Here is a 24,628-nt window from a genome sequence, read left to right as displayed (position 1 = left end):
CTCAGTAGCCGGAAGGGAAACGCGATTATCCACCGCCTCGCTTACCCGAAACTTAACGGGCGAAGCGAAACGCCATGAGCACACGGCGCGCCGGTGTCACCGCCGGCGGCTGAAGACGTAGAAGCGATTCGGCTCGCCAACGACGTAGATATCGCCGCGTTCGTCCATAGCTACACCCTCGGCTTGGTCAATGCCGTCCACCAGCCCGTTGAGCCCGCCGAACAGACTGATGAAGCTGCGTGGCCGGCCCTGCAGATCGAGCTCGACCAGCAGTCGCGACTCGTCAGACAGCATCAGCGTATGCCCGGTGCGTGGATCGACAGCCACCGATGAGATGTCGCGCACCAACAATGGCTGATCCGGCAGCGACTTCAGGGCTCCGGCGAGCCCACCGTCATCCGGTATCGACAGCTCGAACAGACCCTGTGGGTCGCGCTCCTTGGATAGGAGCAGGCGCCGGGTGCGCGGGTTCCATGCCAGCCCCTCGAAGCCCTTGTTGCCGGCGCCCTCGAAGCCCAGGTCATAGCTGGCTATATCCGCGAGATTGACGCTCTCTACGTCCAGGGGCAATCGGAACACCGCGACCAGCCGCCGACGCTCATCGACGATGGCCATGCGTCCATCGTCCAGCGCCTCGACCGCTTCGGGATCGGAGAAGCCGATTAACCGAACACGCCGAAGCACCACGCCACCGGGGGAGAACTCGATCAGCTGCGGGTTCCGCCCCGTTACGGTAAACAGAGTGCCTGTCGCAGGGTTCCAGGTCAGCCCCGAGGTCTGGTCGTCGTCCAGCCCCACCAGTGTCGTCTCCAGGACCAGCTCGTAGTCTGGCAACCAGATGCTGGCCGCGCGCTGTTTGGCATTCACCGACTGCTCTTGCCAGTAGAGTTCCAGCTGATTGTCCCAATGCAACAGCGCACCCGCTATCGCGGCGGCGGCGACGCAGAAAGCAAGCAGGGTATAGAGAAACCAGTGCAGACGTGGACGACGAGAAGGCTTGGCTGACATGGAAGGCTGATCCGAAGCGAGGCACGGATTACAGCACGGGGATCAGACGGGCGATACTGGCAAAACGCAGCCGGAGGGGTGTTGCACCCATCCGGCCAGACGGTTCAGAGCACGCGGCTTTCGAAACGCGACAGCCCGACCAGCTCCAGCGTCAGTTGGTCACCCTGACCAAGCGGGCCTACGCCAGCGGGCGTGCCGGTCAACACCACGTCGCCCGGCTGCAGGTTGAAATGACCGGCGATGTGCTGCAGCAGCGGAAGAATGGCATTGAGCATCTGACTGCTGTTACCGTCCTGGCGCACCTCACCGTTGATCGTCAGGCGAATGCCGATATCAGTCAGGTCGCTTACCGCATCGCCTGGCACGAAGGGCGCCAACACACAGGCGCCGTCGAAGCTCTTGGCAATTTCCCACGGATGACCCTTTTCCTTCAGCTTGGCCTGCACGTCACGCAAGGTCAGGTCCAGCGCCGGGGCGAAGCCGGAGATCGCATCGCGTACTTCTTCCTCGTTCGGCTTTCGCGACAGCGGCTTGCCGATCAGCACCGCGATCTCCGCCTCGTAATGCACCGCACCACGATCGCTCGGAACGCTGAAGCCGCCTTCCAGCGGCACCGTGCAGCTGCCGGCCTTGATGAACAGAAGCGGCTCGGTCGGCACCGGATTGTTCAATTCCTTGGCATGCTCGGCATAGTTGCGGCCGATGCAGACCACCTTGCCCAGCGGGTAATGAATCGGTGTGCCGTCGGTGTATTGATGCTTGTAGTTCATTGCGGATTCCTCAGGGAGCAGCAAGCTGGAAGCGAATGGCCAAGCGCAGGCTTCAGGCTTCAGGCTTCAGGCTTCAGGCTTCAGGCTTCAGGCTGAAAATTTTGCCCGGGTTCATGATGCCATTCGGGTCGAATGCCGCCTTGATCGCCTTCATGTAGCCGATCTCCGCCTCGGAGCGACTGTAGGTAAGGTAATCGCGCTTGGTCATGCCGACACCGTGTTCAGCGGAGATCGAGCCGTTGTATTTCTCGACTGTCTCGAACACCCATTTGTTGACCGCTGCGCACTTGTCGAAGAACTCTTCCTTGGCCAACGCCTCGGGCTTGAGAATGTTCAGGTGCAGGTTGCCGTCGCCGATGTGGCCGTACCAGAGCACCTCGAAATCAGGATAGTTGCGGGTGACGATGGCATCGATGTCAGCAAGGAAGGCCGGCACCTTTGAAACGGTCACGGAGACGTCGTTCTTGTAGGGCGTCCAGTGCGAGATGGTCTCGGAGATGTACTCGCGCAGCTTCCACAGGTTTTGCAGTTGCTGCTCGCTCTGACTCATCACGCCATCAACCACCCAGCCTTCGTTGACACAGTGCTCGAAGGTCGCCAGCGCCTGTTCGGCACGCTCCTCGGTGGTCGCTTCGAATTCCAGCAGCGCATAGAACGGCGTGCGCGTCTCGAACGGCGCCGGGATGTCGCCACGGCCGAGAATCTTGTCCAGGCATTTGTCGGAGAAGAACTCGAAGGCGGTCAGGTCCAGCTTGTCCTGGAAGGCATGTAGCACCGGCATGATCGATTCGAAGTCAGGCGTGCCCAGCACCATGGCGGTGAGGTTGGTCGGCTGACGCTCCAGGCGCATGGTCGCCTCGACCACGAAACCCAGCGTGCCTTCGGCGCCGATGAACAGCTGACGCAGGTCGTAGCCGGTGGCGTTCTTGATCAGGTCCTTGTTCAGCTCGAGCAGATCGCCCTTGCCGGTGACGACCTTCAGCCCGGCCACCCAATTGCGGGTCATGCCGTAGCGAATCACCTTGATCCCGCCGGCATTGGTGCCGATGTTACCGCCGATCTGGCTCGAGCCGGACGAGGCGAAATCCACCGGGTAGTAGAGGCCCTTGTCTTCGGCGAACTGCTGCAGCTGAGCGGTGATCACACCCGGCTGACAAACGACGGTGCGGTCCATCTCGTCGAAGGCGAGGATCTGGTTCATGTAATCGAAGGAGACCACCACCTCGCCACTAGCGGCGACCGCCGCGGCGGAGAGGCCGGTACGCCCGCCGGAGGGCACCAGGGCGACCTGGCGCTCGTTGGCCCAACGCACGATAGCCTGTACCTGCTCGACCGTTTTCGGAAACACGATAGCCGAAGGTGCCGGAGCGAATTGCTTGGTCCAGTCCTTGCCATAGGTATTCAGCGAATCGGCATCGGTCAGCACCTTGCCGGGCTCGACCAGGGTCTTCAGCTCGTCGATCAGGGCGGGATCGGTCATCTTGGGAACTCTCATTCGATTCATGGTCATCCTGAGTACGCTTCAGCTCAGGACATAGGGTGTTTCGAGGGGCCCGTATGCTAGCATACGCACCCTTTTGAAACGTGCCTCGGCAGACTCCCGACACCGCTGATACCGGGTCGGCCAGCCTTCGCTGGACACTTCGTCCTACCCTTCGGCCTTAAGGTTTAAATGCAGATGAGCCAGACCTCACTCGACAAGAGCAAGATCAAGTTCCTTCTTCTCGAAGGCGTTCACCAGAACGCTGTCGACACCCTCAAGGCCGCCGGCTACTCCAACATCGAGTACCTCAAGACCGCGCTGACCGATGCGGAGCTGAAGGAGAAGATCGCCGACGCCCATTTCATTGGCATCCGGTCGCGCACCCAGCTCACCGAGGAAGTCTTCGATGCCGCCAAGAAGCTGATCGCCGTCGGCTGTTTCTGCATCGGCACCAACCAGGTCGACCTCAACGCCGCCCGCGAGCGCGGTATCGCGGTGTTCAACGCGCCCTATTCCAATACCCGTTCGGTGGCCGAGCTGGTGCTCGCCGAAGCTATTCTGCTGCTGCGCGGCATCCCGGAGAAGAGTGCCTCCTGCCACCGCGGGGGCTGGATCAAGTCCGCCGCCAACTCCTTCGAGATCCGCGGCAAAAAGCTGGGCATTATCGGTTACGGCTCCATCGGCACCCAGCTGTCGGTACTGGCCGAAAGCCTCGGCATGCAGGTCTATTTCTATGACGTGGTGACCAAGCTGCCGCTGGGCAACGCCACGCAGATCGGCTCGCTGTACGAACTGCTGGGCATGTGCGACATCGTCTCCCTGCACGTGCCGGAACTGCCGTCTACCCAGTGGATGATCGGTGAGAAGGAAATCCGCGCGATGAAAAAGGGCGGCATCCTGATCAACGCCGCCCGCGGCACTGTGGTCGAGCTGGATCACCTGGCCGCAGCGATCAAGGACGAACACCTCATCGGCGCCGCGATCGACGTGTTCCCGGTCGAGCCGAAGTCCAACGAAGAAGAGTTCGAAAGCCCACTGCGTGGCCTGGATCGCGTGATCCTGACCCCGCACATCGGCGGCTCAACGGCCGAAGCACAGGCCAACATCGGCCTGGAAGTCGCCGAAAAGCTGGTCAAGTACAGCGACAACGGCACCTCGGTGTCCTCGGTCAACTTCCCGGAGGTGGCCCTGCCGTCGCACCCGGGCAAGCATCGCCTGCTGCACATCCACGAGAACATCCCCGGCGTGATGAGCGAAATCAACAAGGTGTTCGCCGACAACGGCATCAACATCTGCGGCCAGTTCCTGCAGACCAACGAGCGCGTCGGCTACGTGGTGATCGACGTCGATGCGGAATATTCGGATCTGGCCCTGGAAAAGCTCCAGCAAGTCAACGGCACCATCCGCAGCCGCGTCTTGTTCTAAGCGGAACGCCAGCGGAAAAAGGGAGGCTTCGGCCTCCCTTTTTATTACCAGCTGTTCTGCTATCAGCTGGCTGGCGCGGATTTGGTGCCGGCACCAGTGCCGCGGGGTTCGGGCCGTTCCGAGGGGGACCGACGCTCGATGGGCTCCACCGGTGGCATTGCGGGCGGCGCATCGAGAGTCGGCGGGCGTGGCTGGCTCGGGGTGTCGTCCTGACGCTCGATGACATCCTGTCGCGGCTCGCGATTGTCCAGCGGATGCTCGCGGCTTTTTTCCGGCAGGGTCGGGCCGGTGCCGGTTGCCAACACGGCAGATGCCAATACCAGGCCCGCAACCAAGATCGGAAGACGCAGATCCATGGCTCACCTCCTGAAAATAAGGCAGCTTGGGCGCCTCGCGTCAGTGGAACAGGTCGCCAGTCATCAGCGCTGCCTGAAAGCGAAAAAGCCCCGACCAGTGGCCGGGGCTTTGATCTAGCTGCACCGCATCAGTTGCCCGTGCCACCAGAGCTGCCAGTGCCGGAACCAGTTCCCGTACCGGTTGCACTGTTTCCAGTACCCGTGGTGTTGCCCACGCTGGTACCGGTGCCAGTGCCGGGCCCTGCTTCGGCTCCGGACTCGGTGGTAGTACCTGCACCGGTCGTCATGCCCGAGCGGTTGGTGTCGTCGGTGGTTTTGCCATCCATCGACTCCTGCATGGTTTCGCTGCTGGTGGCACTGTCGTTGTCAGCTGTGCCCGCTGCGAAGACACCCGTGGACATCAGACCCGCCAGAGTTAAAGCAGCTATTTTTGACATTTGCATGTTCGCTCTCCTCATTCCATGGGTTACAGCTATTCGAGCATCCGGCTACCGCAGGGGTTGCATCGGAGGCCATGGAATTTCTGCCTCGACCGGTCCAAACGGCCGTGTCAGCTGCCCTCGGCACGCCTACCGTTCGTCGTCAAATTACGGCCACGACCGCTCGTCGCCCCCAATATCGCCTTGGAGAACCCTCCACGCTCGCTTCAGCGCAGCAGTTGCCACAACGAAATGCCCACGCCAGCCATGCTTTCTCCAGCAACCAGCCCGGCTGCGGCCACGATCACGAATCGTTCGGCGAGGCTGCCCCAACGCGCGGCGAACAGCCAAGCCAATAGCGAGCCGAACGCCATCATCAGCGAAATCGACGCGGGGATGATGAAGGCCAGCCCCAGCGCCGCGGAACTCGGCAACCAACGCAGCCTTGAGATGGGCAACAGCCCTTCCAGTGCTCCGAGCACGGAACCGATCAGCGCGCCGACCGCCATCGCCCAGCGTATGTCGGTGCCGATCGAGTCCATTCCGGCGGTAAGGGTTTCGGCCACGGCCTTCCAGGTAGCTACCGCAGGCGCGGGCCATTCGGTGGTGATCAACATCGCCTGTGGATCAGGGATCAGCAGCTGGTAGACGGTTACCCCGACCAGACTGCCAACCAGAATCCCCAAGCATTGCGCAACGGCCTGGCGCGACGGCGCCGCGCCGATGGCATGGCCTACCTTGAAGTCGTTGAGCAGATCTGTGCACTGCCCTGCCGCACCGCCAGCAGTGTTGGCACTCATCAGATTGATTGCCACCTGGCCGGGCGCGATCACACCAAAGCTCAGTTGCGACAACTGACCGATGGCGCCGATCGGAGGAATGCCTGTGCTCCCCACTACCCGCGCCGCCACCATGGCCAGCAGGACGGCCAGCGGAATGGACAATGCCGCCATCAGCAAATGGATATCGAACAGCATGATTTGCATGGCTACCACCAACAGCGCGGCTGATGCCAGGCCAAGCAGTGGCACTTTATCGGGTCGAGTCAGCTTCACTCGCCGTGTCGAATCTTCCCGGTGCGCTTGCAGCGTGCGCAAGCCAAGCGATGTCAAAGTAGCGCACACCATCAGGCTCACACCCGGCCAGAGCAACCATTCGATCAACAACGCGAACTGTGGGCCGCTGGCATTCGCCGGCATCGCCACCAGTCCTTCGGCGATCAACCAGGGCGAGAGCATTCCCCAGGCCAATACGGAGCCGAGCAACAGCGATAACCCGACCCGCAGCCCGATGATCCCCCCGAAGCCCAGCAGCAGCAGTGATGGCTCGAGGCTGAACGTCAACCGCTCCAGCTGGGGTCCCGGTGCCCAGCGCGGCAACGACCACAGCAGGCTGTCGACCAGTTTGCTCACCGCCGCCAGCAATGCGGCGACACTGAGCACCAGCAGACGTCTCGTCGCTTCGGCGCCGTGGCTATAGATCTGCTGCATGGTCGCCAACGTTGCCATCCCCTCGGGGAACCGCAAACCACCTTCAACGATCAGCGATGGCCGTAGATACCAGGCCACCCAGATGCCAAGGAAGCTCACCGAGAACACCCAGGCCATCAACGGCAACGTGTCCAGTTGCTGACCGGTGATCATCGTGTAAGCGGGTATCGGCGCCACCAGCCCGCTGGAGATGATCGAGGCCGCGGACGAAGCGGCGGTCTGGTTGATATTACTCTCCTGCAGCGACCAGGCCGGTCGCCGCATGGCTCGCGCCAGGCTCTGCCAGAAGGCGAAGCCGATCAGCAACGCGATGATCGACATGTTGAAAGACCAGCCGATCTTGAGTCCCGAATAGACGTTCGATGGTGTCAGCAGGGCGCCGAGCAGCAGGCCCGTAAGCAATGCACGGAGAGTCAGTTCGCGTGGGGTTTCGCTCATGCCGGCTCCATCGAATGGGTGATTGACTCACCTTAGCCCATCCAGTCCCCCCGACCGCCTAAACAACCACTCGTCGGTTTGTCTTCGCGCCAGCGCAGATCGACCCTCAATCGCAGCGTAAACGCTGAACTTCATCATTTTACGTCGGTCGTTTAGTAACTTTTCTACGCGGTATAACGGCACCCAAACCAAGGATTGAACATGGACGAAGCGGATCTCACCCACCAGGAACGTAACCGGCCCACCGTCACCCTGCTTACCGGCAACGAACTGCTGGGGCTTTTTTTCAAACATTTTCTTGGCGAACAGGCTCAGTTGGACGTGGCGCTGGCCGGGCTCGAAAAGACCGCCAGAGAGACCACCGATCTCTATCTGGTCGACGCGGGCAATAGCCAGACCGAGCAACTCTCGGCGCTGCTCGATCGGCTCGATGAGCAGACGCCCGTAGCGCTGGTGAATATCGCACCCGAACAGGCCGAGCACCTGGTGGACAAGCACCCCGGCATTCGCGGTGTGTTCTACAGCCATGCTACCCGCGAACATCTGCTCGATGGCATTCAGGTACTGCTCGATGGTGGCGACTGGTTGCCACGAGTACTGACCGAGCGCCTGCTCGGTCAATGGCGGCGCATGCGCCAGCTGGCCGGTAGCAAACCGTCGCTGACCCTACGCGAGCGCGAGATTCTCAGCCTCGCCGGCAAGGGACTATCCAACGCGGAAATTGCCGAGCAGCTGTGCCTGAGTCCGCACACTATCAAGAGCCATATTCACAACCTGCTGCGCAAGATCGGCGCCTCCAACCGTGCCGAAGCGGCCTTCCTGCTGCGCGGCAGGCTGGACTGGTCCGAGTCGTGCCACGCCTGACGCTCGGCCTGCTCCTGTGCCTGCTGCTCAGCCCGCTACAGGCGCAGGAGGAGGAGCCGCAGGAACAGGCGGAAGCCGAGGCGGAGCTGAGCGGCCTGATTATCGATAACACGATCACCCGCTTCGGCCATGACTTTCACCGTTACCTGAGCTTCCAGCTGCAAGACGCCAGTGAGCTCGAAAACGACCTGGTGATTCGTGAACGCCCCTCGGCGCGTTGGGGCAGCCTGGTCTGGGTGGAGTACGGCCAGCGCACCGTTTATCGCCGATTCCTGCAGCCCAACGTTGCGGAGATCGAGTCGATCGCCGAGCAGGCGGCACAACTCGTGTTGGAAGAGATCAACCGCAGCAAACTGCAGAATCTGCTCCAAGACACGTTCGACATGGATCGCGATGAACTCTGAACTGACAGAAGGATTAATCCGTCCCACTCATCGCGCAACGGCTGCTTTGAACCGTTCGATGGATGTTCACCGCTTCGTGTTCAGTCAAGAATCCGAGCAATCTTTCGAGGTGCCCGCATGGATCGTTTAGCCTTGTTTCGCCGCGGCTTGCTTGCCGCCCTGCTGCTTACTGGCCACGCCTCGCTTCATGCAGCCGACCTGCTGGACAATGGCGATCTCGCCGAGGGCTCGCTCAGCCTGGAAAACCCGGCAGCACTTACGCTTCAGCTGCCCGCCGGCCAGGCCGCCCAAGTACTGCAGCAAGGCAACGACAATCTGGCCGATCTCAGGCAGATCGGCGGACACCAACTGGCCAGCATTGTCCAACAGGGCAGCGATCAGCAGGCCTTCATTCTTCAGCAAGGCGAAAACCAGCTCGCCAGCATCCTCCAGATCGGCCAGGGCAACCTGGCCGGCATCACCCAGATCGGCAGCGACAACCAAGCCGCAATCGCCCAAGTCGGTTCCAACAACAACGCCAGCATCGAACAAGTGGGCAGTGGCCTGAGCAGCAGCGTCATTCAATACGGAAGCGGTCAGCAGATTCAGATCGTCCAACACTAGAACAAAGGGAATTTCCATGCGCAGCCGCCTGCCACTCGTTGCACTCGCCCTCCTGCTGGCTGCTACCAGCGAACTCCATGCTGACAACAGCGCACATATCGATCAGACCGGCACGGATAACTCCGCCATCGTCGATCAGACCGGTTCGCTCAACGAAGCGCTGATCAGGCAGAACGGCACGAGCAATACCGGCACGATCTACCAGCTCGAGGCCGGCGAGTCGAACCAAGCCGCTATCGTGCAGCTCGGCAGCGACAACGATGCGTCCATCTATCAGGGGCCTGAAAGTCACTTCGCCAGTGCCAGCGTGTATCAGCAAGGCACAGGTAACCGCGCCGAGGTCGAGCAAACCTGGTATGCCAACGAGCTGCAGATCAGCAGCATCGGCGACGGTAATTACGTATCCGGCGTCCAACAAGGATTCGCTCAGGCCGAAGCGCGTCAGATCGGTAACGACAATTCGGTGACATTTACCCAAGACGGCATCTACCACGGCACCCAGCTGGCCGTTTACCAGGTCGGTGACGAAAACCGGGCTACCATCGACCAGGGCGACGCTGGCCACCTGACACTCGCCCAAAATGGCAATCGGAACAGTGCGCAGATCAGCCAGAACACGCTGTTCGGCGAGGTCATGTTCAATCAGGCGGGCGACGATAACCTGCTGGTCATCGAACAAAGCGGGCGAGGCCATGATTTCAGGGGTTCAACGACCGGGAATGGCAATAGCGTCGAACTGGTGCAATGGTTCGATGGCAACCAGGCAAGCGTCGTACAGAACGGCGACGGCAACCTGGCCGATGTCCGCCAACTGGCCGAATACAACGAAGCCCGCGTCAGCCAGATCGGGACGGCGAACGAGGCGGCAATCATTCAGAGCGCCGCGGGCATGCACGCCGTGATCCAGCAGTCGGGCAGCGGCAACCAAGCCACCATCGTTCAGCAATAAGCCGCATTGGCTGAACCGCGGGTCGTCCATCCATGCTTACGCTCACCCTGGCGACCTTGATGCTCACAGCCGCCGCGCCGGTCCAGGCGCATCTGGAGCTGAGCCCTGACGACGATCGGCTTCGGTTGCGATTGTGCTTCAGCAGCTCGGAACCCCGCCCACTCACCTACCATCTCGAAGTGCGTACTAGCGGGCGTGCCGGTACCAGCCGCAGCCGCCAATCAGGCGAGCTTGTCAGCGGACCCGTGGCGCAATGTCCACTGAATAATCGTCTCGGTTTATCAGACGATAGTCGAATCGAGGCGACGCTGACCTGGTCCGTCGATGGCGAAGAACAGCCACCGCTGCACCAGGCCTACCCATCGACTCAACCGACCGGCCCGGCACCTCCTGAACCGGCCCCGACGCCGATCGAACAACCGCAGGCACCTGACGAATTGTTCGTCGACACCGACTCACGCCTGCGATAGCCGCAGCGACTCGTTGCGCGTGAGACGGCGTCCGACCTCGATGCCCTTCAACTCGACGTAGTGGTACGTCAAGGTCGATACCGCCAGCACCATCGCCAACTCCAGCAGCGTCAGCAAATCATCAATTAGCAGGCTACCCGAACTGATATATCGCATGATCTGGTCGCTGTCCGGTTGATGCAGGATGACCGTGTAGTCTGCTCCGGTGAGTTTGGACAACACCACCGCGGCGCTGGTGAAGGCAAAGATTACCGCCGCGTGGGTCAGGTAGATGGAAAAGGACAACTCTCCCAGGCGGGCGAAACCACGCCGCTGCAGCAATTGCGACACCGCGCCGCGCTCATGGGCAAATACCAGCACCACCAGGCAGAACAGCAAACTGGCGATGATGCCCTGATGCGGTGCCTCGTGGGTGAGCGTGCGGTATACAAGCAGCAGGCAGAGCAACTCAAGCACGCTGAAGGTCGTCCAGACGACTGATCGCCGGCTCCAGACGTCGATAGAGCCGATAGGTCAGGGCGCCGGCGAAGAAGCACGAAGCGCCACGCCAGATGAATGGCTTGATCACATCCAGCTCGACATACAGGGCCGCGAAGGACACCAGCGTGGCCAACGCCAGTATCTGCCCGCAGTAACGTGGAGCGCACAACAGCACCAAGCCCAGCAGCATGTACAGGTAGTATTCGATGCTGATGCTCCACGCTGGGGTATTGAACGAGAGGCTATTGAAATTGCTGATCCAGCTTTGCAGCAGCAAGGCATTGGGCAGGATTTCGCTCGGGGCGGTCTTGCCGCTGAACGCCGGGTCGTTGAACGAGAATCCATGGTGCTCGGCCCAGAGCTTGCCGAACTCCAAGCCAATGAAGACGACCAGCATCAGGAGATGCAGCGGATACAGGCGGAATGTCCGGCTGATGACGAAGCGTTTCAGCATCGGTGGGTCGAACTCGCGGGTACCGTACGCATGGAACATGACGAAACCACTGAGCACGAAGAAGAACTCGACGAATAAATCAGCGTGCCGAAAGAAGCTGAGCTCGGAGAAGCTCAGCAGAATCTGGGTATGGAACAACACCACCGCAACGGCACAAACACCACGAAAGCTATCCAATGCGACAAAGCGCTTCATTCCTTCACCTTTCTCGACGTCGAGACATACCGCTGCACTATGCTTGTGCAGGCTTCCTAGCCAACGAAATAAACGCCGGAAACTTCCGAGCCAGACTGAGATCAAATGGCCATCAAAAGAGTTCCGGGTTTTCGATAGCGAGCTGCGGATTTTCCGAAAGGCTCAGGCTGGACGCCGGCACGGTTTACCCGTACGGTCCATAACCGGTTCTTACATCATGCGCGCCCATGGCGACCGCAATGATCAAAGCTATCGCCGCTATGCCAATGGCTACGAACCCTCGATAGATGTCTGGCTGCGCTGGATGCCGCGCCTCAAGCCCCTCGCTTGGTTCGGCAGGCCAGTGGTGGGCTGCTCGTGATCAGCTGAGCCTGGATGTCGAACGCGACGAGTCCGCGATCGTTATCAGCCTTAATGCCATCGAGCCCATCGACGGCATCAGCTTGCAACTGCCGACGGAGGCGAAGGTCCGCAACGTCCATCAGATCGGCAGCCTGCTCGAAGGCAATCGAATGATCAAACATCTGCCAGCAGGGACCACCATCCGCCTCGATTGAACGTCTGCTCGCACAGCGAGCGCTTAGCACGGCGATCGTTACGGTTGCCGCTGCCATCCATCGCTTGCCCGGAACCGGAAGCGGCGATATGGCTTCTACCGAGCCAACCCACATCACCGCTATCCGAGGAGATCCCGATGCGCATTGCTCTCAAACCCGTGCACGAACAAGTCATCGTCATTACCGGAGCCTCGAGCGGGATCGGCTTGGCCACCGCCCGCCTCGCCGTCGAGCAAGGTGCCCGCGTCGTGCTGGTCGCACGCAACGAAATGACCTTGGCGGATATCGAGCGCGACCTCAATGCGAGCGACCGCGTGTTGCACGTGATGGCCGATGTGGGTGATCGCGCGCAGCTCGAACGCGTCGCCAGCGAGACCATTGCCCGTTTTGGCGGTTTCGACACCTGGATCAACAACGCCGGCAGCTCGGTCTGGGGACGCTTCGACGAGGTCAGCGACGCCGATCACCAGCAGGTCATGCAGACCAACTTCTGGGGCACCCACTACGGCTCCTCGATCGCGGTGAAGCATCTGCGCGACAAGGGCGGTGCGCTGATCAACATCGGCAGTGTCGAGTCCGCCAATGCCCTGCCGTTTCATAGCAGTTATAGCGCCAGCAAGCACGCGATCAAGGCCATGACAGACGTGTTGCGGGTCGAGCTGCAGAAATCCGGCACACCGATCTCTGTGACCCTGGTTCGGCCCTCCTCCACGGATACGATGTTCATGGATCACTCGAAGAACTACCTCCCCAGCGCCCCGGTCTTTCCACCGCCGGTCTATGCGCCAGAGGTGGTTGCCCGGGCGATTCTGCATGCAGCCGAGCACCCGCAACGCGACGTCTATATCGGCAATGCCAAATTGTTGTCGAGGCTGGCCCAGAATGCGCCGCGACTGGCCGACTGGGTCAACCGCACCTTCGTTTACGACGCCCTTCAGAGCGACCGCCCGGACCGCCACCGCGACGGCGCGCTGTACGCCGGCGACGTCGGTCGAGCGGGTGACGGCAAGGCCAGCGGAGACTATCCCGGCAGAGTGCTGACGCGCAGCCTCTATACCCGCGCCACGCAACACCCGGTGGCAACCACGGCGGCCGTGGCGGTAGGCGCCGCCGCATTGGTCGCCTTGCTAGGGCGCCGCAGCCGCTGATCAATTGGACGGCGCCGCGCCCGCTGCGCCGTTTTTCTCGGTCGTTCAGCTCAGGTTCAGCCAGGGTTCAGGCGCGGTTCAGGGGGTCGCAAGCAGGATGGATACGTGACTTATCCATGCCTGCAAAGGAGCGACACATGAACAAACTGCATACCCTGGCCATCGCCACCAGCCTGAGCCTGTTCACCCTTGGCGCCCACGCCGCCGATAACTTCGCCGGTCTCACCTGGGGCGAGAGCACGGTCAATGTCGACCGTTCCAGCACTTTGAAACAGAACATGGGCCCGGATCGCTTCGATGACATCATCAAGAACAGCGGCACCTGGGGTGTCCGTGCCGGTCAGATGACCGACGAAGCGCGCTACTATGCCACCTACGAAAACGTCTCCGACGACTACGGCAGCTCGCTCAAGCTGCGCCAGCAGAACCTGATCGGCAGCTACGACCTGTTTCTGCCGGTAGGCGATACCACCCGCCTGTTCGGCGGTGCCAGTGCCGGTGTGACCAAGCTTGAGAACGAGTCCAGCGGTTACCGCCGCGACAGCGACGTCGGTTACCTGGTCGGCTTGCAAGCCGGCGTGCTGCAGCAGGTCGGTAGTAACGCGTCAATCGAGGCCGGCTACCGCTACCTGCGCAGCAATGCCGGCACCGAGGTGTCCGAGCGTGGCGTTGGCAAGGTCGGGTCGATCGATGTGCACAGCAGCAAGCAGGCCTACCTCGGCGTGAATTATCACTTCTAAGCCGCACGGTTTGCCTCAAGAAGAGCCACGGCCGGGATCGTCCCGGCCGTTTTCATGACGGGAGTAATCAATGAAAGTGCTGGTGGTGGAAGACGAGGCGCTGCTGCGCCACCACCTACTGACTCGCCTGAGCGAAAGCGGCCATATCGTCGATGCGGTGGCCAATGCCGAAGAGGCGCTGTATCAGACCCGCGAATACAACCATGATCTGGCGATAGTTGATCTCGGGCTGCCTGATATCAGCGGGTTAGACCTGATCCGGCAGCTGCGCAGCAATGGCGAGCGCTTCCCCATCCTCATCCTCACCGCGCGCGGCAACTGGCAGGACAAGGTCGAAGGACTCGCCGCCGGCGCCGACGATTACGTGGTCAAACCCTTCCAGTTCGAGGAGCTCGAGGCACGGCTCAACGCGCTGCTGCGCCGCTCGTCCGGCTTTACCCAGGCCAGCATCGAGGCTGGCCCGCTGAGGCTCGACCTCAACCGCAAGCAGGCGCTGGTCAACGACGAGCCGCTGGCACTGACCGCCTTCGAGTACCGCATTCTTGAATACCTGATGCGCCACCAGCAGCAGGTAGTCGCGAAAGAGCGACTGATGGAGCAGCTCTACCCGGACGACAACGAGCGCGATGCCAATGTCATCGAAGTGCTGGTCGGTCGTTTGCGCCGCAAGCTGGAAGCCCACGGCGGACTGAAACCGATCGATACCGTGCGCGGACTGGGTTATCTGTTTACCGAGCGCTGCCGGTGAGTCGGCGCTGGCGCCGCTGGCGGGTGTTGGCGCGTACCTCCCGTCGAGGCAGCCTGTCGCTGCGCCTGCGGCTCATGCTCGGCGCCACCTGCTTGGCCATTCTGTTCATGCTGGCCCTGCTTCCGGTGTTGCAAGCGGCATTTAGCCTCGCCTTCGAACGCGTCATCGAGGAGCGTCTGGCTGCCGATGCCAATACCCTGATTACCGCATCGCACCTGGAGAATGGACGTTTGGTGATGCCCGATCGGCTGCCGGACGAGGAATTCAACCTGCCGAACGCCAAGCTGCTCGGTTACATCTTCGACCCGCAAGGCAAGCGGCTCTGGCAGTCGCGCTCGGCCGAGGACGAAAGCATCGACTACCAGCCGCGCCCGGGCGGCGACCTCACGGAGTTCAAACGGGTACGAGACGCCGATGGCCTCGAGTACTTCGTCTACGACGTCGAGCTGCGATTGACCGATGAGCCGCGCCAGGCGTTCAGCTTCGTCACCATGCAGCCCACCAGCGAATACCGCAGCCTGTTCGAGGAATTCCGCCAACAGCTCTATCTGTGGCTGGGCGGCGGCTTACTGGTGTTGCTGACGCTGCTCTGGCTGGGCCTGACCTGGGGCTTCCGTTCGTTGAGGCGACTGAGCCACGAATTGGATCAGGTCGAGTCCGGCCGGCTGGACAGACTCAGCGAACAGCATCCAAAAGAATTGCTGCGTCTGACCCGGTCACTGAACAGACTGCTCGTCGGCGAGCGCCGCCAGCGTGAGCAGTACCGCAACTCGCTCGGCGATCTGGCGCACAGCCTGAAAACCCCGCTGACCGTGCTGCAGAGCGTGGGCGAGGTGATGAGCGCGCAGCCGGGCAATCGCGAGCAAGCCCGCGTCATGCATGCGCAGATCGAGCGAATGAGCCAACAGATCGGCTATCAGCTGCAACGTGCGAGCCTGGGCCAGAGCGGCCTGGTGCGTCACCGAGTCCCTCTGCATCCGCTGCTGGTACGGCTGTGCGGCACGCTGGACAAGGTCTACCAGGACAAGCGGGTGCAGATCGACCTGCAGCTGCCGCAGGATGCGACCCTACCGCTGGAGCAGGGTGCATTGATGGAACTGCTCGGCAATCTGCTCGAAAACGCCTACCGCCTCTGCCTGTATCAGGTGCGCGTCAGCTTGAAGCAGGACGCTGATCGGCTGTGGCTGAGCATCGAAGACGACGGCCCAGGCGTGCCGGTCGATCAACGCGCACGTATCCTGCGTCGCGGCGAACGTCTGGATGCCCAGCACCCCGGTCAGGGTATCGGCCTGGCGGTGGTCAAGGACATTCTCGACAGCTATGGCGGTGAGCTCCGGCTCGACGATTCCAGCCTGGGCGGCGCTGCGTTCAGGCTTAGTCTGCCTATCGACTGATTTGCCGAAGCGCATGCGGTGGCTGCCCGTCGCCAGTGGCTGCTACAGTAGAACCACCGCCGCGCAACGGATGATCGAAATGTCATTGAGCGACAATAAAAAGCTGGTTCGCAAACACATCGAGCTGTCCTGGAACCGCGGCCACATGGCCCTCGCCGAGCAGTTCCACAGCAAGGACTTTCTCTACAAGAGCTCGTTCGTTGGCCATCCCCTGAGCAGCGCCGAGTTCGCCGCGATGATCATGCAGATCCGCACCGCCATGCCCGATCTCGAAGTGGTGATAGAGGACTGCATCGCCGAGGACGACAAAGTGGTCACCTGGAGCACGCTGATCGGCACCATCGAGAATCCAGCCCTGGGATATCCGCCCAGCGACAAGGTCTTGAGCATCTCGGCCATGGCGTTCTGGACCCTGACACCGAGCGGGCAGATTCGCGACATCTGCACCATGTTCGACATGGAAAGCTTCCGCTCTCAGCTCGGACTGCCGACACGCACCTACGCTGAAAAAGCCCTGCCCTGACTGACACGGTCAACCACAACCCGACGCTTTATCCCCTTCGTGGCAGTCTTCGCCTCGGTTTCGCGATCCGCTTCCGGTTCGCATGCATAGCCGCTATAAACCTCTCTCGCCTAATTAAAAGAAACGTACACAGCGCAATTTATCAGTTAATTCGGCCACTCGTTTAACTATCGCCTCGATCGATTTATATAATTAGCCGAATCGATATATACAAAGATCAATCGACTTATCACGACTGTCGATGTTCACTATTGATACGCTCGCGTTTGCCCATGTAGTTCTCGCCCGTAGCATAGGCCCGTACCTAGCTCCTACCGAGGACAACTTATGAAAACGTTACTTGCAAGTTTGATTCTGGCGAGCGCCGCCTCCACCGCCTTCGCTGTTCCGCCGAGCCATCCGCAACCCCTGCTGGGTGAAGCTCATGACAGCGACACCGTGCGCCAGCATGTTGAGAGCGATCGCACGTTGGTGGAAAACGGCTCCGAACGCACGCCGCTAAGGCAACAACTGGCAGAAGATGGCTTTGATCTTACCCCACTTGGCGAACAGCTTGCCGAGGACGGTTTCGATCTGACTCCACACGCCGATCGATTGGCGGACGATGGTTTCGACCGTACGCCGCTGGGTCAGCTGCTTGCAGAAGATGGCAGTGACCGAACCCACTTGGGACGGACATGAAACAAACGATTCACTCAAGGCGCCGTTGGCGCCTTTTTTATTGCGGATGCGTTATTAACATTTTGAAACGCATAATTACTTTAGGGTTATAGAGTCTAGAGCCATAGGAATATGCAACTAACGTAGCGGCAGCGAAACATAGTATCGGCCTAACAACGAATGTTGCCTTCAGCAAGTTTGTCACATTATGAAAAAAGGATGCTCATCATCCCCCGTATAGTGAGAAGACTCACCACAACCATCCCAACCACAGCAGCGCCATCAGCAACCAGGCGCTGATGGCGAGCGTGCCGGTATTCCACAAGCGGTTCCAGCGTCGCTCCCGCCGCCGCCAACGGGGCCGATCCGGGTTCGCGTTCGGCACCACCAAGGGCGGCCGTTGCAGCAGCCGCTTGAGCCATAGCGATAACCAGAGCGTCAGCTTCGGACCGGCAGCCAGCCGTGACGGGACGTTCCAGCCGAGCCGCAACGCCAGCATCGCCAACGTGAGCGCCAACAGCAGCGGCCACAGCGCAGACCAGACGCCGCTTGGATAAACGCCATGCAACATGGGCGCACGCAAGGCGGGCCAGAACCAGGGCAGCAGCAGCGCCAGGCCGCTCAGCAGTGCCCAGGGCAACAGCTGCGCCAACGGCGGCCGCGACGGGGGCGCATCTGCTGCATCTCGGCGCAGTAGCCACAGGGCGCGCGTCAGCAATAGAGCGGTGGTCAGGCTGCTGAGGCTCAACCAGGGCAGCCAGGCCTCGAACGAACCGCCGTGCCAGGCCTCCTTCAGTGCCGTCTTCACCGCCCCGCCACTGGTCAAGGGCAGCCCGATGATCGCCAGTGCCGGTACGGCCAGCAGCAGCCAGCCGGTACGGGGCAGCCGTCCGGCATGGATCAGGCCGGCCGCGAGAAACAACGCCCCCTTGGCCAGCCCATGGTGCACGCCGTAGAGAACCAGCACGACAGTCAGCGCCTGCACTTGCTGCGGGTGACGCCAAACCAGCGCCAGCAGCATCAGCAGATAGCCCATCTGGCTGACCGAGGAATAGGCCAGAACCGCCTTGGCTTTACCTGCACAGAAGCCCAGCAGTGCTGGGTAGAGGGCGCCGAAAATAGCGACGGCAAGCAGCCCGTCGGCCCAACCGGACAGCAACGGATCCGCTTCCGGCAAACAGCGCCAGAGGCCGAGAAAGCCCGCCTTGAGCATTGCCCCGGAGAGCACCGCACTGGCCGGTGCCGGCGCCGCCGGGTGCGCCAGCGGCAGCCACACGTGCAGCGGCCAGAACCCGGCTTTCAGCCCGAGGCCGATCAGCAACAGCAGTAGCGTCAGACCATCAATCGGCAGTGTCCGCCAGGCGGCAAAGGCAAAGTCGCCATCGGCGGCATGGCTGCGCAGCATCAGCCCTGCCAACAGTGCCATCTCGCCACAGATCGCCAGTTGCAGGTACAGCCGTCCGGCACGGCGCGGACCCGGGCCGCCCTGATGCACGATCAATCCGTAAGCGGAAAGGCTCATGGCGCTGAAACCGAGATAGAAGCTCAGCGCATCGGTGGCGATGATCAGCAGCAGGTTGCCGGACAGCGCCAGCAGCCAGAACGTCCAGAAACGCATTCGCTTGGGGTCGTCCCGCTGACTGCTGACGGCAAATACCCCGGCGCATCCCCAGAGTAGCGCTGTGAAGCCCAGCCAGGCGCGGCTCAGCTCATCATCCGCCCCCCAGCGTACGCCTTCCCAGAGCATTGGCAGATCCAGCGTCGGCATCGGCCAGACGACCATCGCCAGCGCCGGCCCACAACCGAGCCAGAGCCAGCCGAGGGCCCGCTCGCGCCAGATCAGCAGGCCCAAGCCGACCAGCAATGGAGCCAGCGGGACGAGGAGCCACAGCCAGGAACTCATATGTCGAACTCCCGCCGGACGATCAGCTGCGCCCAGCCCAGCGGGCTTAGCGCGGTGCCGGCAAGCAACCCGACCACCACCGACAGCGCTGCGGTGAACAACGCCGGCAGCAACAACATCCAATGCGTTTCCCAGCGCTCCTCGCGCCAGTTGTCTTCATGCCAGTCGGCCGGGGCGGCAAACCAGCCGCGCCACAGCAGCGGTAGGAAATAGCCGGCATTGAGCAGCGCCGAGCCCATCAGCACCAGCAGCACCCAGTCCTGGCCGACCTCCAGTGCGCCCATCCCCAGCGCCCACTTGCTGACGAAACCGGCAATCGGCGGAATGCCGATCATACCCAGGGCGCCGATGCTGAAGGCGGTCATGGTCAGCGGCATGCGTCGGCCCACGCCATCCATCTCGCGGATGCGGAGAATCCCCAAGGTTTCGGCGAAATTGCCGGCGCAGTAGAAGAGCGTCACCTTCATCAGGCCCTGATGCACCAGATGCACCAGGCCACCGACCGCCGCAATCGGCCCGAGCAGCGCTACGCCAAGGGTCACGTAAGACACCTGGCTGATGGTCGAGTACGCCAGGCGTTTCTTCAGTTCCTGCTGCTGCAATGCCCGCCACGAGCCGTAGAGGATGGTCGCCGCGGCCAGCCAGAGCAGCGGCCCGGCCATGTCCAGTTTTAACAGCGCCTCGGCGCCGAACACGTCATAGACCACCCGGACGATACCGAAAGCGCCGGCCTTGACGACCGCCACTGCATGCAGCAACGCGCTGACCGGCGCGGGCGCCACCATCGCCTGCGGTAGCCAGCCATGTAGCGGAATCAGCGCCGCCTTGACGCCGAGCCCGGCGACCAACAGGACAAAGGCGACGCGCAGCGTTAGACCGTGCTCGCCCACCGCCTGCAGGAGATAGCCGCCGGGCTGGAAATCCTGTCCACCGGCCAGCCCATGCAGCAGCGCCACACCCATCAGCACCAGCGCACCGCCGCCCACCGTGTAGGCCAGATAGACCCGCCCGGCGCGCAGCGCTTCGGGCGTGCCGCGATGCACCACCAGCGGGAAGGTGGCCAGCGTCAGCATCTCGTAGAACAGCAGGAAGCTGACCAGATTTCCCGCGAGCGCCAGCCCCACGGTGGCACTGACGCAGAGGCTGAAGTAGCCGAAGAAGCGCGAGCGCAGCGGTGACTTTTCCAGATAGCCGATGGCGTAGACGGTGGTCGCCATCCACAGCACCGAGGACAGCGCAACGAACAGCAGCGACAGCGCATCGCCTTGCAACACCAGCGGCGCGCCGGGCAGGAACGGCAGACTGAAGCGAAACTCCAGGCCGCGACTGACCCCGTAAATCATCGCTCCCACCAGCACCAGTTTGACGCCGACTCCGCACAGGTTGAGCGCCACTCGGGTCCGCTGTTGGTCTTCGCGCAGGGTGAATATCAGCAGTCCCGGCAGCAATGAGCTGAGCACGATCGTCAACGGCAGCCAGTTGGTCCAGCTCATCGCGCCACCCCACCAAGCCAGAGCAGCAGCGGTTCGCTGATGAGCGCCAGGCTCAGCACCAGCAGGGCCGGCAGCATGGCCAGCCATTGCGCCAGGCGGTCCGGCACGACACTCGGCGGATTCGGCTTGGCGCGATCGAACCCCAGCGCCACCACGCGAAACACGTAAGCGGCCGACATCAGCGTGCCGAGCAGTACGCCAAAGGCCCAGGGCCAGTGCTGCGGTTGCTCGAACAGCGGCTGCAGCAACAGCCATTTGGCGAGAAATCCGCCGCTGGGGGGCAAGCCGATCAGGCTGGCGCCGGCCACCGCGAAAGCCGCCATGGCCACCGGCATGTTCTGACTGGCGCCCTTCAGCGCGCGCACCCGACGTGTGCCGAGCACCCGCTGCAACTCACCCGCGGCAAGAAACATCGAGACCTTGGCCAGGCCGTGGGCAAGGATGAACAGCCACAGCGCCGCCGTCATGCGCGGCTCCTGCCACCTCAACAACAGTCCCAGCGCCAGCAACGCATAGCCCAGCTGCGCGACGGTCGAATAAGCCACCAGCATCTTCAGCCGCGGCGCGCGCAACGCCGACCAGCCGCCGGAAATCAGCGCAAGGATGCCGGCGGCCGCGAACAGCCCACCCGCCTGGCGGCCCAGCTCCGGCGGGGCGATCTGGCTCCAGACCAGCCACAGAATGTAGATCGGGCCCTTGACCACCAACGCCGAGAGCAGCGCGCTGACCGCCGTCGGTGCGCCGGAATGTGCCGGCGGCAGCCACAGGTGCAGCGGCCATAGGGCCGCCTTGAGCATCAGGCCGACGCTCATCAGCAGCAGCGCCAGTCGCGTGCTGGCGTCCGCTTCGGCCAGTTCCGCCAGCAACAGCACATCGAGCACGCCGTAGCGGCCGTAGAACAGCGCGACACCGAACAGATAGGCAAGCGATCCGGCCAGCGACAGCATCAGGTAATTGAACGCCGGCCGGTAGGCCTTGCGCCCGGCCAGCGCCACCAGCGCAACCGCCGTGAGGCTGAGCAATTCGAGCGTGACGTAGAGATTGAACAGGTCCGCTGACAGCCACAGCGCCACCAGCGCGCCGTGCAACAGGCAGGACAGCGGCCAATAATCCTCACTGCCAGTGGCATGCGGGCTGCGCGCGGCATAGAGCGCCACCAGCAAATGCAGCCCGGCGGTAAACACCATCAGCAAGGCGGTCAGCGGAGTCAGCTGGAAGCGGATCGCCAAGGGCGTATCCCAGCCACCAATGTGCAGCAATTGCGGGCCCAGTTGCATCGCCTGGTGCAGTGCGGCAGACGCGGCCAGCAGGCTGGCGAGGCTGATGGCGATCACCCACAGGCCGTTATGCCGCGGCTGCAGCAGAACCAGCAGCAGTCCGCCGAGCAAGGGCAGGATCAGGCTCAGGAGCGCCAGGCTCATAGGCGCCGCTCCCCATCGCCCTGCACCACCCCAGCCAGCCGCAAAGCCAATGCCGTGGCGCTGACCGCCACCACCAGGCCGGTCACCACCAATGCCACCAGCAGCGGATCGCTCGGCTGGCTACGCGTTGCCAGCGCAATCATCACCAGAAACACGCCGCTGCCCATCAGATTGAAGGCGATGATCCGCCTCAGCGCCTGGCGTAGGGTCAGCAGGCCATGCAGCCCGAGCAGCCAGAGCGCGGCGCCGACACCCATCCAGAACAGCGCACTGCTCATGATGGTGATTCCTCGCCGTCACCAATCACCAACAAGCTGAGGCTGGCCGCGATCGACAGGGTCGCCATCGCCTCGATCAGCAGGATCACGTACTTGGCCGATCCGTCCGGATAGGTGAGCCAGCCCTCCCCCAGCCAGGCAGTGCTGACGGCCACGGCGACAAATACCAGCAGGCCGCCCAGCACCAGCAGCCGTAAAGGCGCAAAGGACCAGCGCAACCTCGGCAGCAGCCCGGACAAGCGCAGCAACACCACCCCGGCCGCGAGCAACGAACCCGCCTGAAAGGCACCGCCCGGCGCGCTGGCGCCACGCCAAAGGATGTAACCCGCCGCCAGCACCAGCAACGGCGCCAGTACCCGCGCCCAGGCGCGCAACAGCGGCCAGGGTTCAGCCAGATCGAGGCTGCGCGGCCCCAGCTGGCGCGCGCCGAGCAGCGCCAGCAGCAGGACTGCCAGTTCCAGCAGCGTGTCCCAGGCGCGCAGGTTAAGCAGCACGGCGGTGACCGGATGGCTGACACCGGTCTGCGGCAACACCCGGTCAATGGCTGCCGGCAGCGCCGATGTGCGATCGGCCATCGGCGCGAGCCCCTGCACGAGCATGATCAGTAAGGGCAGCACCACCATCGACGCGGCGAGGCGCTTCCGGACCGGGGTGATATCCGGCAGCTCCGCCGGCCCCGGTTGGCGTGCCAACGCTGCGAACAGCAACACCCCGGTCAGCCCCGCCCCGATGGCCGTTTCGGCCAGGGCCAGGTCTGCCGCGCCCAGGCGCGCCCAGATCAGCGCCAGCGCCAAGCCGAAGGCAATGAACAGCAGCACGCTGGCGTAGAGGTTGCGTCCATGCAGCGCACCAAAGGCAAGGCCGAGCAACAGTAGGCCGAGCGCGCCGTCGAATAGCCACTCAGTCATCGTCCGGCTCCTCGCCAGCCTGGCGTGCCAGCAGCTGGCAGGCGGTGGCGCTGGAGGCCAGCAGCAGTAGCCAGATCAACAGCATCTGGCCGACTTCCAGCAGGCTGTCGGCGCGAAGCGACAGACCGGCGATCACCAACCCCAGGCCAAGCGTATCGGCCTTGGTCAGGGCGTGCAGACGGCTGACGGTATCGGGAAAACGCAGCAGACCGATGCTACCGGCCGCGAAGAAAAGCAGGCCGCCAACCAGCAGCAGCCAGCTCCACACTGCCAGCAGCAGATCAATCATGACGGCTCCGTCGCAGCAGCTGCACCAGTGCGGCACTGGCGACCGCCGCCAGCAAGCCCAGCAGCAGCGCCACGTCACGCAGTGCGGGTTGCTCCTGCCACTGCGCCAGGACCAGCAACAATGCCGTGCCGGCCGTGCCGAACAGCTGGATCGCCAGCAGCCGGTCCACCCGCCCCGGCCCCAGCACCACGCGGCCCAGCCCGACGACGATGGTCAGCAGCAACAGCGCCGAGTACAACGCCATCAGCGGTTGTCTCCGTCGCCGACCAGTCGCATCAGACGATCCTCGAGTTCGATCACCGTCGGCTCCCACCGCTGCCGTCGATCCAGTACATGCACGCGCATGCAGTCGGCATCGATCCGCGATGCCAGGGTGCCCGGCAGCAGCCCGACCAATGCCGACAGCAGCAGCCGTACCCGTGGCGATTCGCTGCGTAGCCGGTAGTCGAGCCAGGCCGGCTGCAATGACCGTCGAGGGTGCAGCGCGCGCACCGCCACGTCCCAGGCGCCCAGCGTCATGCGCCCGAGGAAGAACCAGGCAAAGCCCGGCAGCGCCCGCAAGGCGGGCTGCCAGGGCCGCGAACCAAGCCGAAGTGACAGCGCGACAGCGAGCAGAATGCTCGGCACCCCCAGCGCCCAACCGCCACCCTCGGCGAACAGCGCCCAAAGCGCCGCGTAGAGCAGCGCCCAACCCAGCCCATCGACCCAGCGGCCTATCCCGATCTGTACCATCACTGTTGCTCCTTGCAGCAGGCCGA

Annotated in this window: 29 protein-coding genes; 13 read left to right on the top strand and 16 right to left on the bottom strand. The window is 62.6% G+C overall.

Translation table 11 applies throughout. The features are described 5' to 3' along the window. Positions 1-96: 96 nt before the first annotated feature. The 3 genes from UF78_RS01740 to UF78_RS01730 form a co-directional block, all read right to left on the bottom strand. Positions 97-1,008 carry an SdiA-regulated domain-containing protein gene (locus tag UF78_RS01740; protein WP_045160310.1) on the bottom strand — a complete coding sequence of 304 codons (912 nt, stop codon included), beginning with the start codon at positions 1,006-1,008 and terminating at the stop codon, positions 97-99. Between the two features lie 104 nt (positions 1,009-1,112). Next, a complete protein-coding gene (locus UF78_RS01735; protein ID WP_045160309.1) occupies positions 1,113-1,778 on the bottom strand; it encodes a fumarylacetoacetate hydrolase family protein in 666 nt (221 codons plus the stop codon). A gap of 73 nt (positions 1,779-1,851) precedes the next feature. Continuing rightward, positions 1,852-3,258, bottom strand: coding sequence for an FAD-binding oxidoreductase (locus tag UF78_RS01730; RefSeq protein WP_045160308.1), 1,407 nt, complete (start codon positions 3,256-3,258; stop codon positions 1,852-1,854). Positions 3,259-3,456: 198 nt separating this feature from the next. Here UF78_RS01730 and serA point away from each other — a divergent pair, with 198 nt between their 5' ends. Beyond that, positions 3,457-4,686 carry a phosphoglycerate dehydrogenase gene (gene serA / locus UF78_RS01725; protein WP_045160351.1) on the top strand — a complete coding sequence of 410 codons (1,230 nt, stop codon included), beginning with the start codon at positions 3,457-3,459 and terminating at the stop codon, positions 4,684-4,686. A gap of 62 nt (positions 4,687-4,748) precedes the next feature. Here serA and UF78_RS01720 read toward each other — a convergent pair whose 3' ends face one another. The 3 genes from UF78_RS01720 to UF78_RS01710 all read right to left on the bottom strand — a co-directional run bounded on the left by UF78_RS01720 (position 4,749) and on the right by UF78_RS01710 (position 7,389). Further along, positions 4,749-5,042, bottom strand: coding sequence for a hypothetical protein (locus UF78_RS01720; RefSeq protein WP_045160307.1), 294 nt, complete (start codon positions 5,040-5,042; stop codon positions 4,749-4,751). Between the two features lie 128 nt (positions 5,043-5,170). Beyond that, positions 5,171-5,485 carry a hypothetical protein gene (locus UF78_RS01715; protein WP_155397584.1) on the bottom strand — a complete coding sequence of 105 codons (315 nt, stop codon included), beginning with the start codon at positions 5,483-5,485 and terminating at the stop codon, positions 5,171-5,173. Between the two features lie 203 nt (positions 5,486-5,688). Beyond that, a complete protein-coding gene (locus UF78_RS01710; RefSeq protein ID WP_045160305.1) occupies positions 5,689-7,389 on the bottom strand; it encodes an OPT/YSL family transporter in 1,701 nt (566 codons plus the stop codon). 201 nt (positions 7,390-7,590) lie between these two features. Between UF78_RS01710 and UF78_RS01705 the strand changes: the two genes are divergently transcribed. From UF78_RS01705 to csgH, 5 genes are all read left to right on the top strand, one after another. Further along, on the top strand, positions 7,591-8,253 hold the full coding sequence (locus UF78_RS01705; RefSeq protein WP_196298626.1) for a helix-turn-helix transcriptional regulator: 663 nt from the start codon (positions 7,591-7,593) through the stop codon (positions 8,251-8,253). Beyond that, positions 8,241-8,657 (top strand): curli production assembly/transport protein CsgE, encoded by a 417-nt coding sequence (locus UF78_RS01700; RefSeq protein WP_045160304.1) that lies wholly within the window; start codon positions 8,241-8,243, stop codon positions 8,655-8,657. Before UF78_RS01705 ends, UF78_RS01700 begins: the two co-directional genes overlap by 13 nt. A 117-nt stretch (positions 8,658-8,774) precedes the next feature. After that, positions 8,775-9,260 carry a curli production assembly protein CsgB gene (locus tag UF78_RS01695; RefSeq protein ID WP_045160303.1) on the top strand — a complete coding sequence of 162 codons (486 nt, stop codon included), beginning with the start codon at positions 8,775-8,777 and terminating at the stop codon, positions 9,258-9,260. Between the two features lie 16 nt (positions 9,261-9,276). Then, positions 9,277-10,209 (top strand): hypothetical protein, encoded by a 933-nt coding sequence (locus tag UF78_RS01690; RefSeq protein ID WP_045160301.1) that lies wholly within the window; start codon positions 9,277-9,279, stop codon positions 10,207-10,209. Between the two features lie 32 nt (positions 10,210-10,241). After that, the gene (csgH, locus tag UF78_RS01685) at positions 10,242-10,679 is read left to right on the top strand and encodes a curli-like amyloid fiber formation chaperone CsgH (protein ID WP_045160300.1); all 438 of its coding nucleotides are present in this window, start codon (positions 10,242-10,244) and stop codon (positions 10,677-10,679) included. On the opposite strand, the gene UF78_RS22410 is transcribed toward csgH, so the two are convergent. Both UF78_RS22410 and UF78_RS22405 read right to left on the bottom strand, forming a co-directional pair. Beyond that, positions 10,665-11,135 carry an acyltransferase family protein gene (locus UF78_RS22410; protein ID WP_052679265.1) on the bottom strand — a complete coding sequence of 157 codons (471 nt, stop codon included), beginning with the start codon at positions 11,133-11,135 and terminating at the stop codon, positions 10,665-10,667. The genes csgH and UF78_RS22410 overlap by 15 nt on opposite strands. After that, the gene (locus UF78_RS22405; RefSeq protein WP_052679264.1) at positions 11,128-11,808 is read right to left on the bottom strand and encodes an acyltransferase family protein; all 681 of its coding nucleotides are present in this window, start codon (positions 11,806-11,808) and stop codon (positions 11,128-11,130) included. Before UF78_RS22405 ends, UF78_RS22410 begins: the two co-directional genes overlap by 8 nt. A gap of 287 nt (positions 11,809-12,095) precedes the next feature. Between UF78_RS22405 and UF78_RS01675 the strand changes: the two genes are divergently transcribed. The 7 genes from UF78_RS01675 (at position 12,096) to UF78_RS01645 (ending at position 17,599) form a co-directional block, all read left to right on the top strand. Further along, the gene (locus UF78_RS01675) at positions 12,096-12,365 is read left to right on the top strand and encodes a hypothetical protein (RefSeq protein WP_045160299.1); all 270 of its coding nucleotides are present in this window, start codon (positions 12,096-12,098) and stop codon (positions 12,363-12,365) included. A 137-nt stretch (positions 12,366-12,502) separates the two neighbouring features. Further along, positions 12,503-13,513, top strand: a complete 1,011-nt coding sequence (locus tag UF78_RS01670; protein ID WP_045160298.1) for an SDR family oxidoreductase — start codon at positions 12,503-12,505, stop codon at positions 13,511-13,513. 137 nt (positions 13,514-13,650) lie between these two features. Next, complete coding sequence (locus UF78_RS01665; RefSeq protein ID WP_045160297.1) at positions 13,651-14,253, top strand: outer membrane protein; 603 nt, start codon at positions 13,651-13,653, stop codon at positions 14,251-14,253. 70 nt (positions 14,254-14,323) lie between these two features. After that, the gene (locus tag UF78_RS01660) at positions 14,324-15,001 is read left to right on the top strand and encodes a response regulator (RefSeq protein ID WP_045160296.1); all 678 of its coding nucleotides are present in this window, start codon (positions 14,324-14,326) and stop codon (positions 14,999-15,001) included. After that, the gene (locus UF78_RS01655; RefSeq protein ID WP_045160295.1) at positions 14,998-16,395 is read left to right on the top strand and encodes an ATP-binding protein; all 1,398 of its coding nucleotides are present in this window, start codon (positions 14,998-15,000) and stop codon (positions 16,393-16,395) included. Before UF78_RS01660 ends, UF78_RS01655 begins: the two co-directional genes overlap by 4 nt. 79 nt (positions 16,396-16,474) lie before the next feature. Further along, complete coding sequence (locus tag UF78_RS01650) at positions 16,475-16,918, top strand: ketosteroid isomerase-related protein (RefSeq protein ID WP_045160294.1); 444 nt, start codon at positions 16,475-16,477, stop codon at positions 16,916-16,918. A 327-nt stretch (positions 16,919-17,245) separates the two neighbouring features. Beyond that, entirely contained in the window at positions 17,246-17,599 is a 354-nt protein-coding gene (locus UF78_RS01645) for a hypothetical protein (protein WP_045160293.1), read from the top strand. Positions 17,600-17,828: 229 nt separating this feature from the next. Here the strand turns inward: UF78_RS01645 and UF78_RS01640 are convergent, their stop codons facing one another. The 8 genes from UF78_RS01640 to UF78_RS01605 are packed head-to-tail and all read right to left on the bottom strand — an operon-like array spanning position 17,829 to position 24,602. Further along, positions 17,829-19,481 (bottom strand): proton-conducting transporter membrane subunit, encoded by a 1,653-nt coding sequence (locus UF78_RS01640; protein WP_045160292.1) that lies wholly within the window; start codon positions 19,479-19,481, stop codon positions 17,829-17,831. After that, positions 19,478-20,974, bottom strand: coding sequence for a complex I subunit 5 family protein (locus UF78_RS01635; protein WP_045160290.1), 1,497 nt, complete (start codon positions 20,972-20,974; stop codon positions 19,478-19,480). Before UF78_RS01635 ends, UF78_RS01640 begins: the two co-directional genes overlap by 4 nt. Further along, the gene (locus UF78_RS01630; RefSeq protein WP_045160289.1) at positions 20,971-22,395 is read right to left on the bottom strand and encodes a complex I subunit 5 family protein; all 1,425 of its coding nucleotides are present in this window, start codon (positions 22,393-22,395) and stop codon (positions 20,971-20,973) included. Before UF78_RS01630 ends, UF78_RS01635 begins: the two co-directional genes overlap by 4 nt. Further along, positions 22,392-22,673: an NADH-quinone oxidoreductase subunit K gene (locus tag UF78_RS01625; protein WP_045160288.1), complete on the bottom strand. Its 282-nt coding sequence runs from the start codon at positions 22,671-22,673 to the stop codon at positions 22,392-22,394. The genes UF78_RS01630 and UF78_RS01625 overlap by 4 nt, the downstream gene beginning before the upstream one ends. Continuing rightward, the gene (locus UF78_RS01620; RefSeq protein WP_045160287.1) at positions 22,670-23,581 is read right to left on the bottom strand and encodes a hydrogenase subunit MbhD domain-containing protein; all 912 of its coding nucleotides are present in this window, start codon (positions 23,579-23,581) and stop codon (positions 22,670-22,672) included. The genes UF78_RS01625 and UF78_RS01620 overlap by 4 nt, the downstream gene beginning before the upstream one ends. Beyond that, positions 23,574-23,870: a cation:proton antiporter gene (locus tag UF78_RS01615; protein ID WP_045160286.1), complete on the bottom strand. Its 297-nt coding sequence runs from the start codon at positions 23,868-23,870 to the stop codon at positions 23,574-23,576. Before UF78_RS01615 ends, UF78_RS01620 begins: the two co-directional genes overlap by 8 nt. Continuing rightward, the gene (locus UF78_RS01610) at positions 23,863-24,114 is read right to left on the bottom strand and encodes a monovalent cation/H+ antiporter complex subunit F (RefSeq protein WP_045160285.1); all 252 of its coding nucleotides are present in this window, start codon (positions 24,112-24,114) and stop codon (positions 23,863-23,865) included. The genes UF78_RS01615 and UF78_RS01610 overlap by 8 nt, the downstream gene beginning before the upstream one ends. Beyond that, positions 24,114-24,602 (bottom strand): Na+/H+ antiporter subunit E, encoded by a 489-nt coding sequence (locus UF78_RS01605; protein ID WP_045160284.1) that lies wholly within the window; start codon positions 24,600-24,602, stop codon positions 24,114-24,116. The genes UF78_RS01610 and UF78_RS01605 overlap by 1 nt, the downstream gene beginning before the upstream one ends. Between the last annotated feature and the right edge of the window lie 26 nt (positions 24,603-24,628).

The organism is Stutzerimonas stutzeri, from assembly GCF_000952685.1.
Classification (GTDB): Bacteria; Pseudomonadota; Gammaproteobacteria; order Pseudomonadales; family Pseudomonadaceae; genus Stutzerimonas; species Stutzerimonas stutzeri_E.
This window is presented reverse-complemented; position numbering and strand designations above follow the sequence as displayed.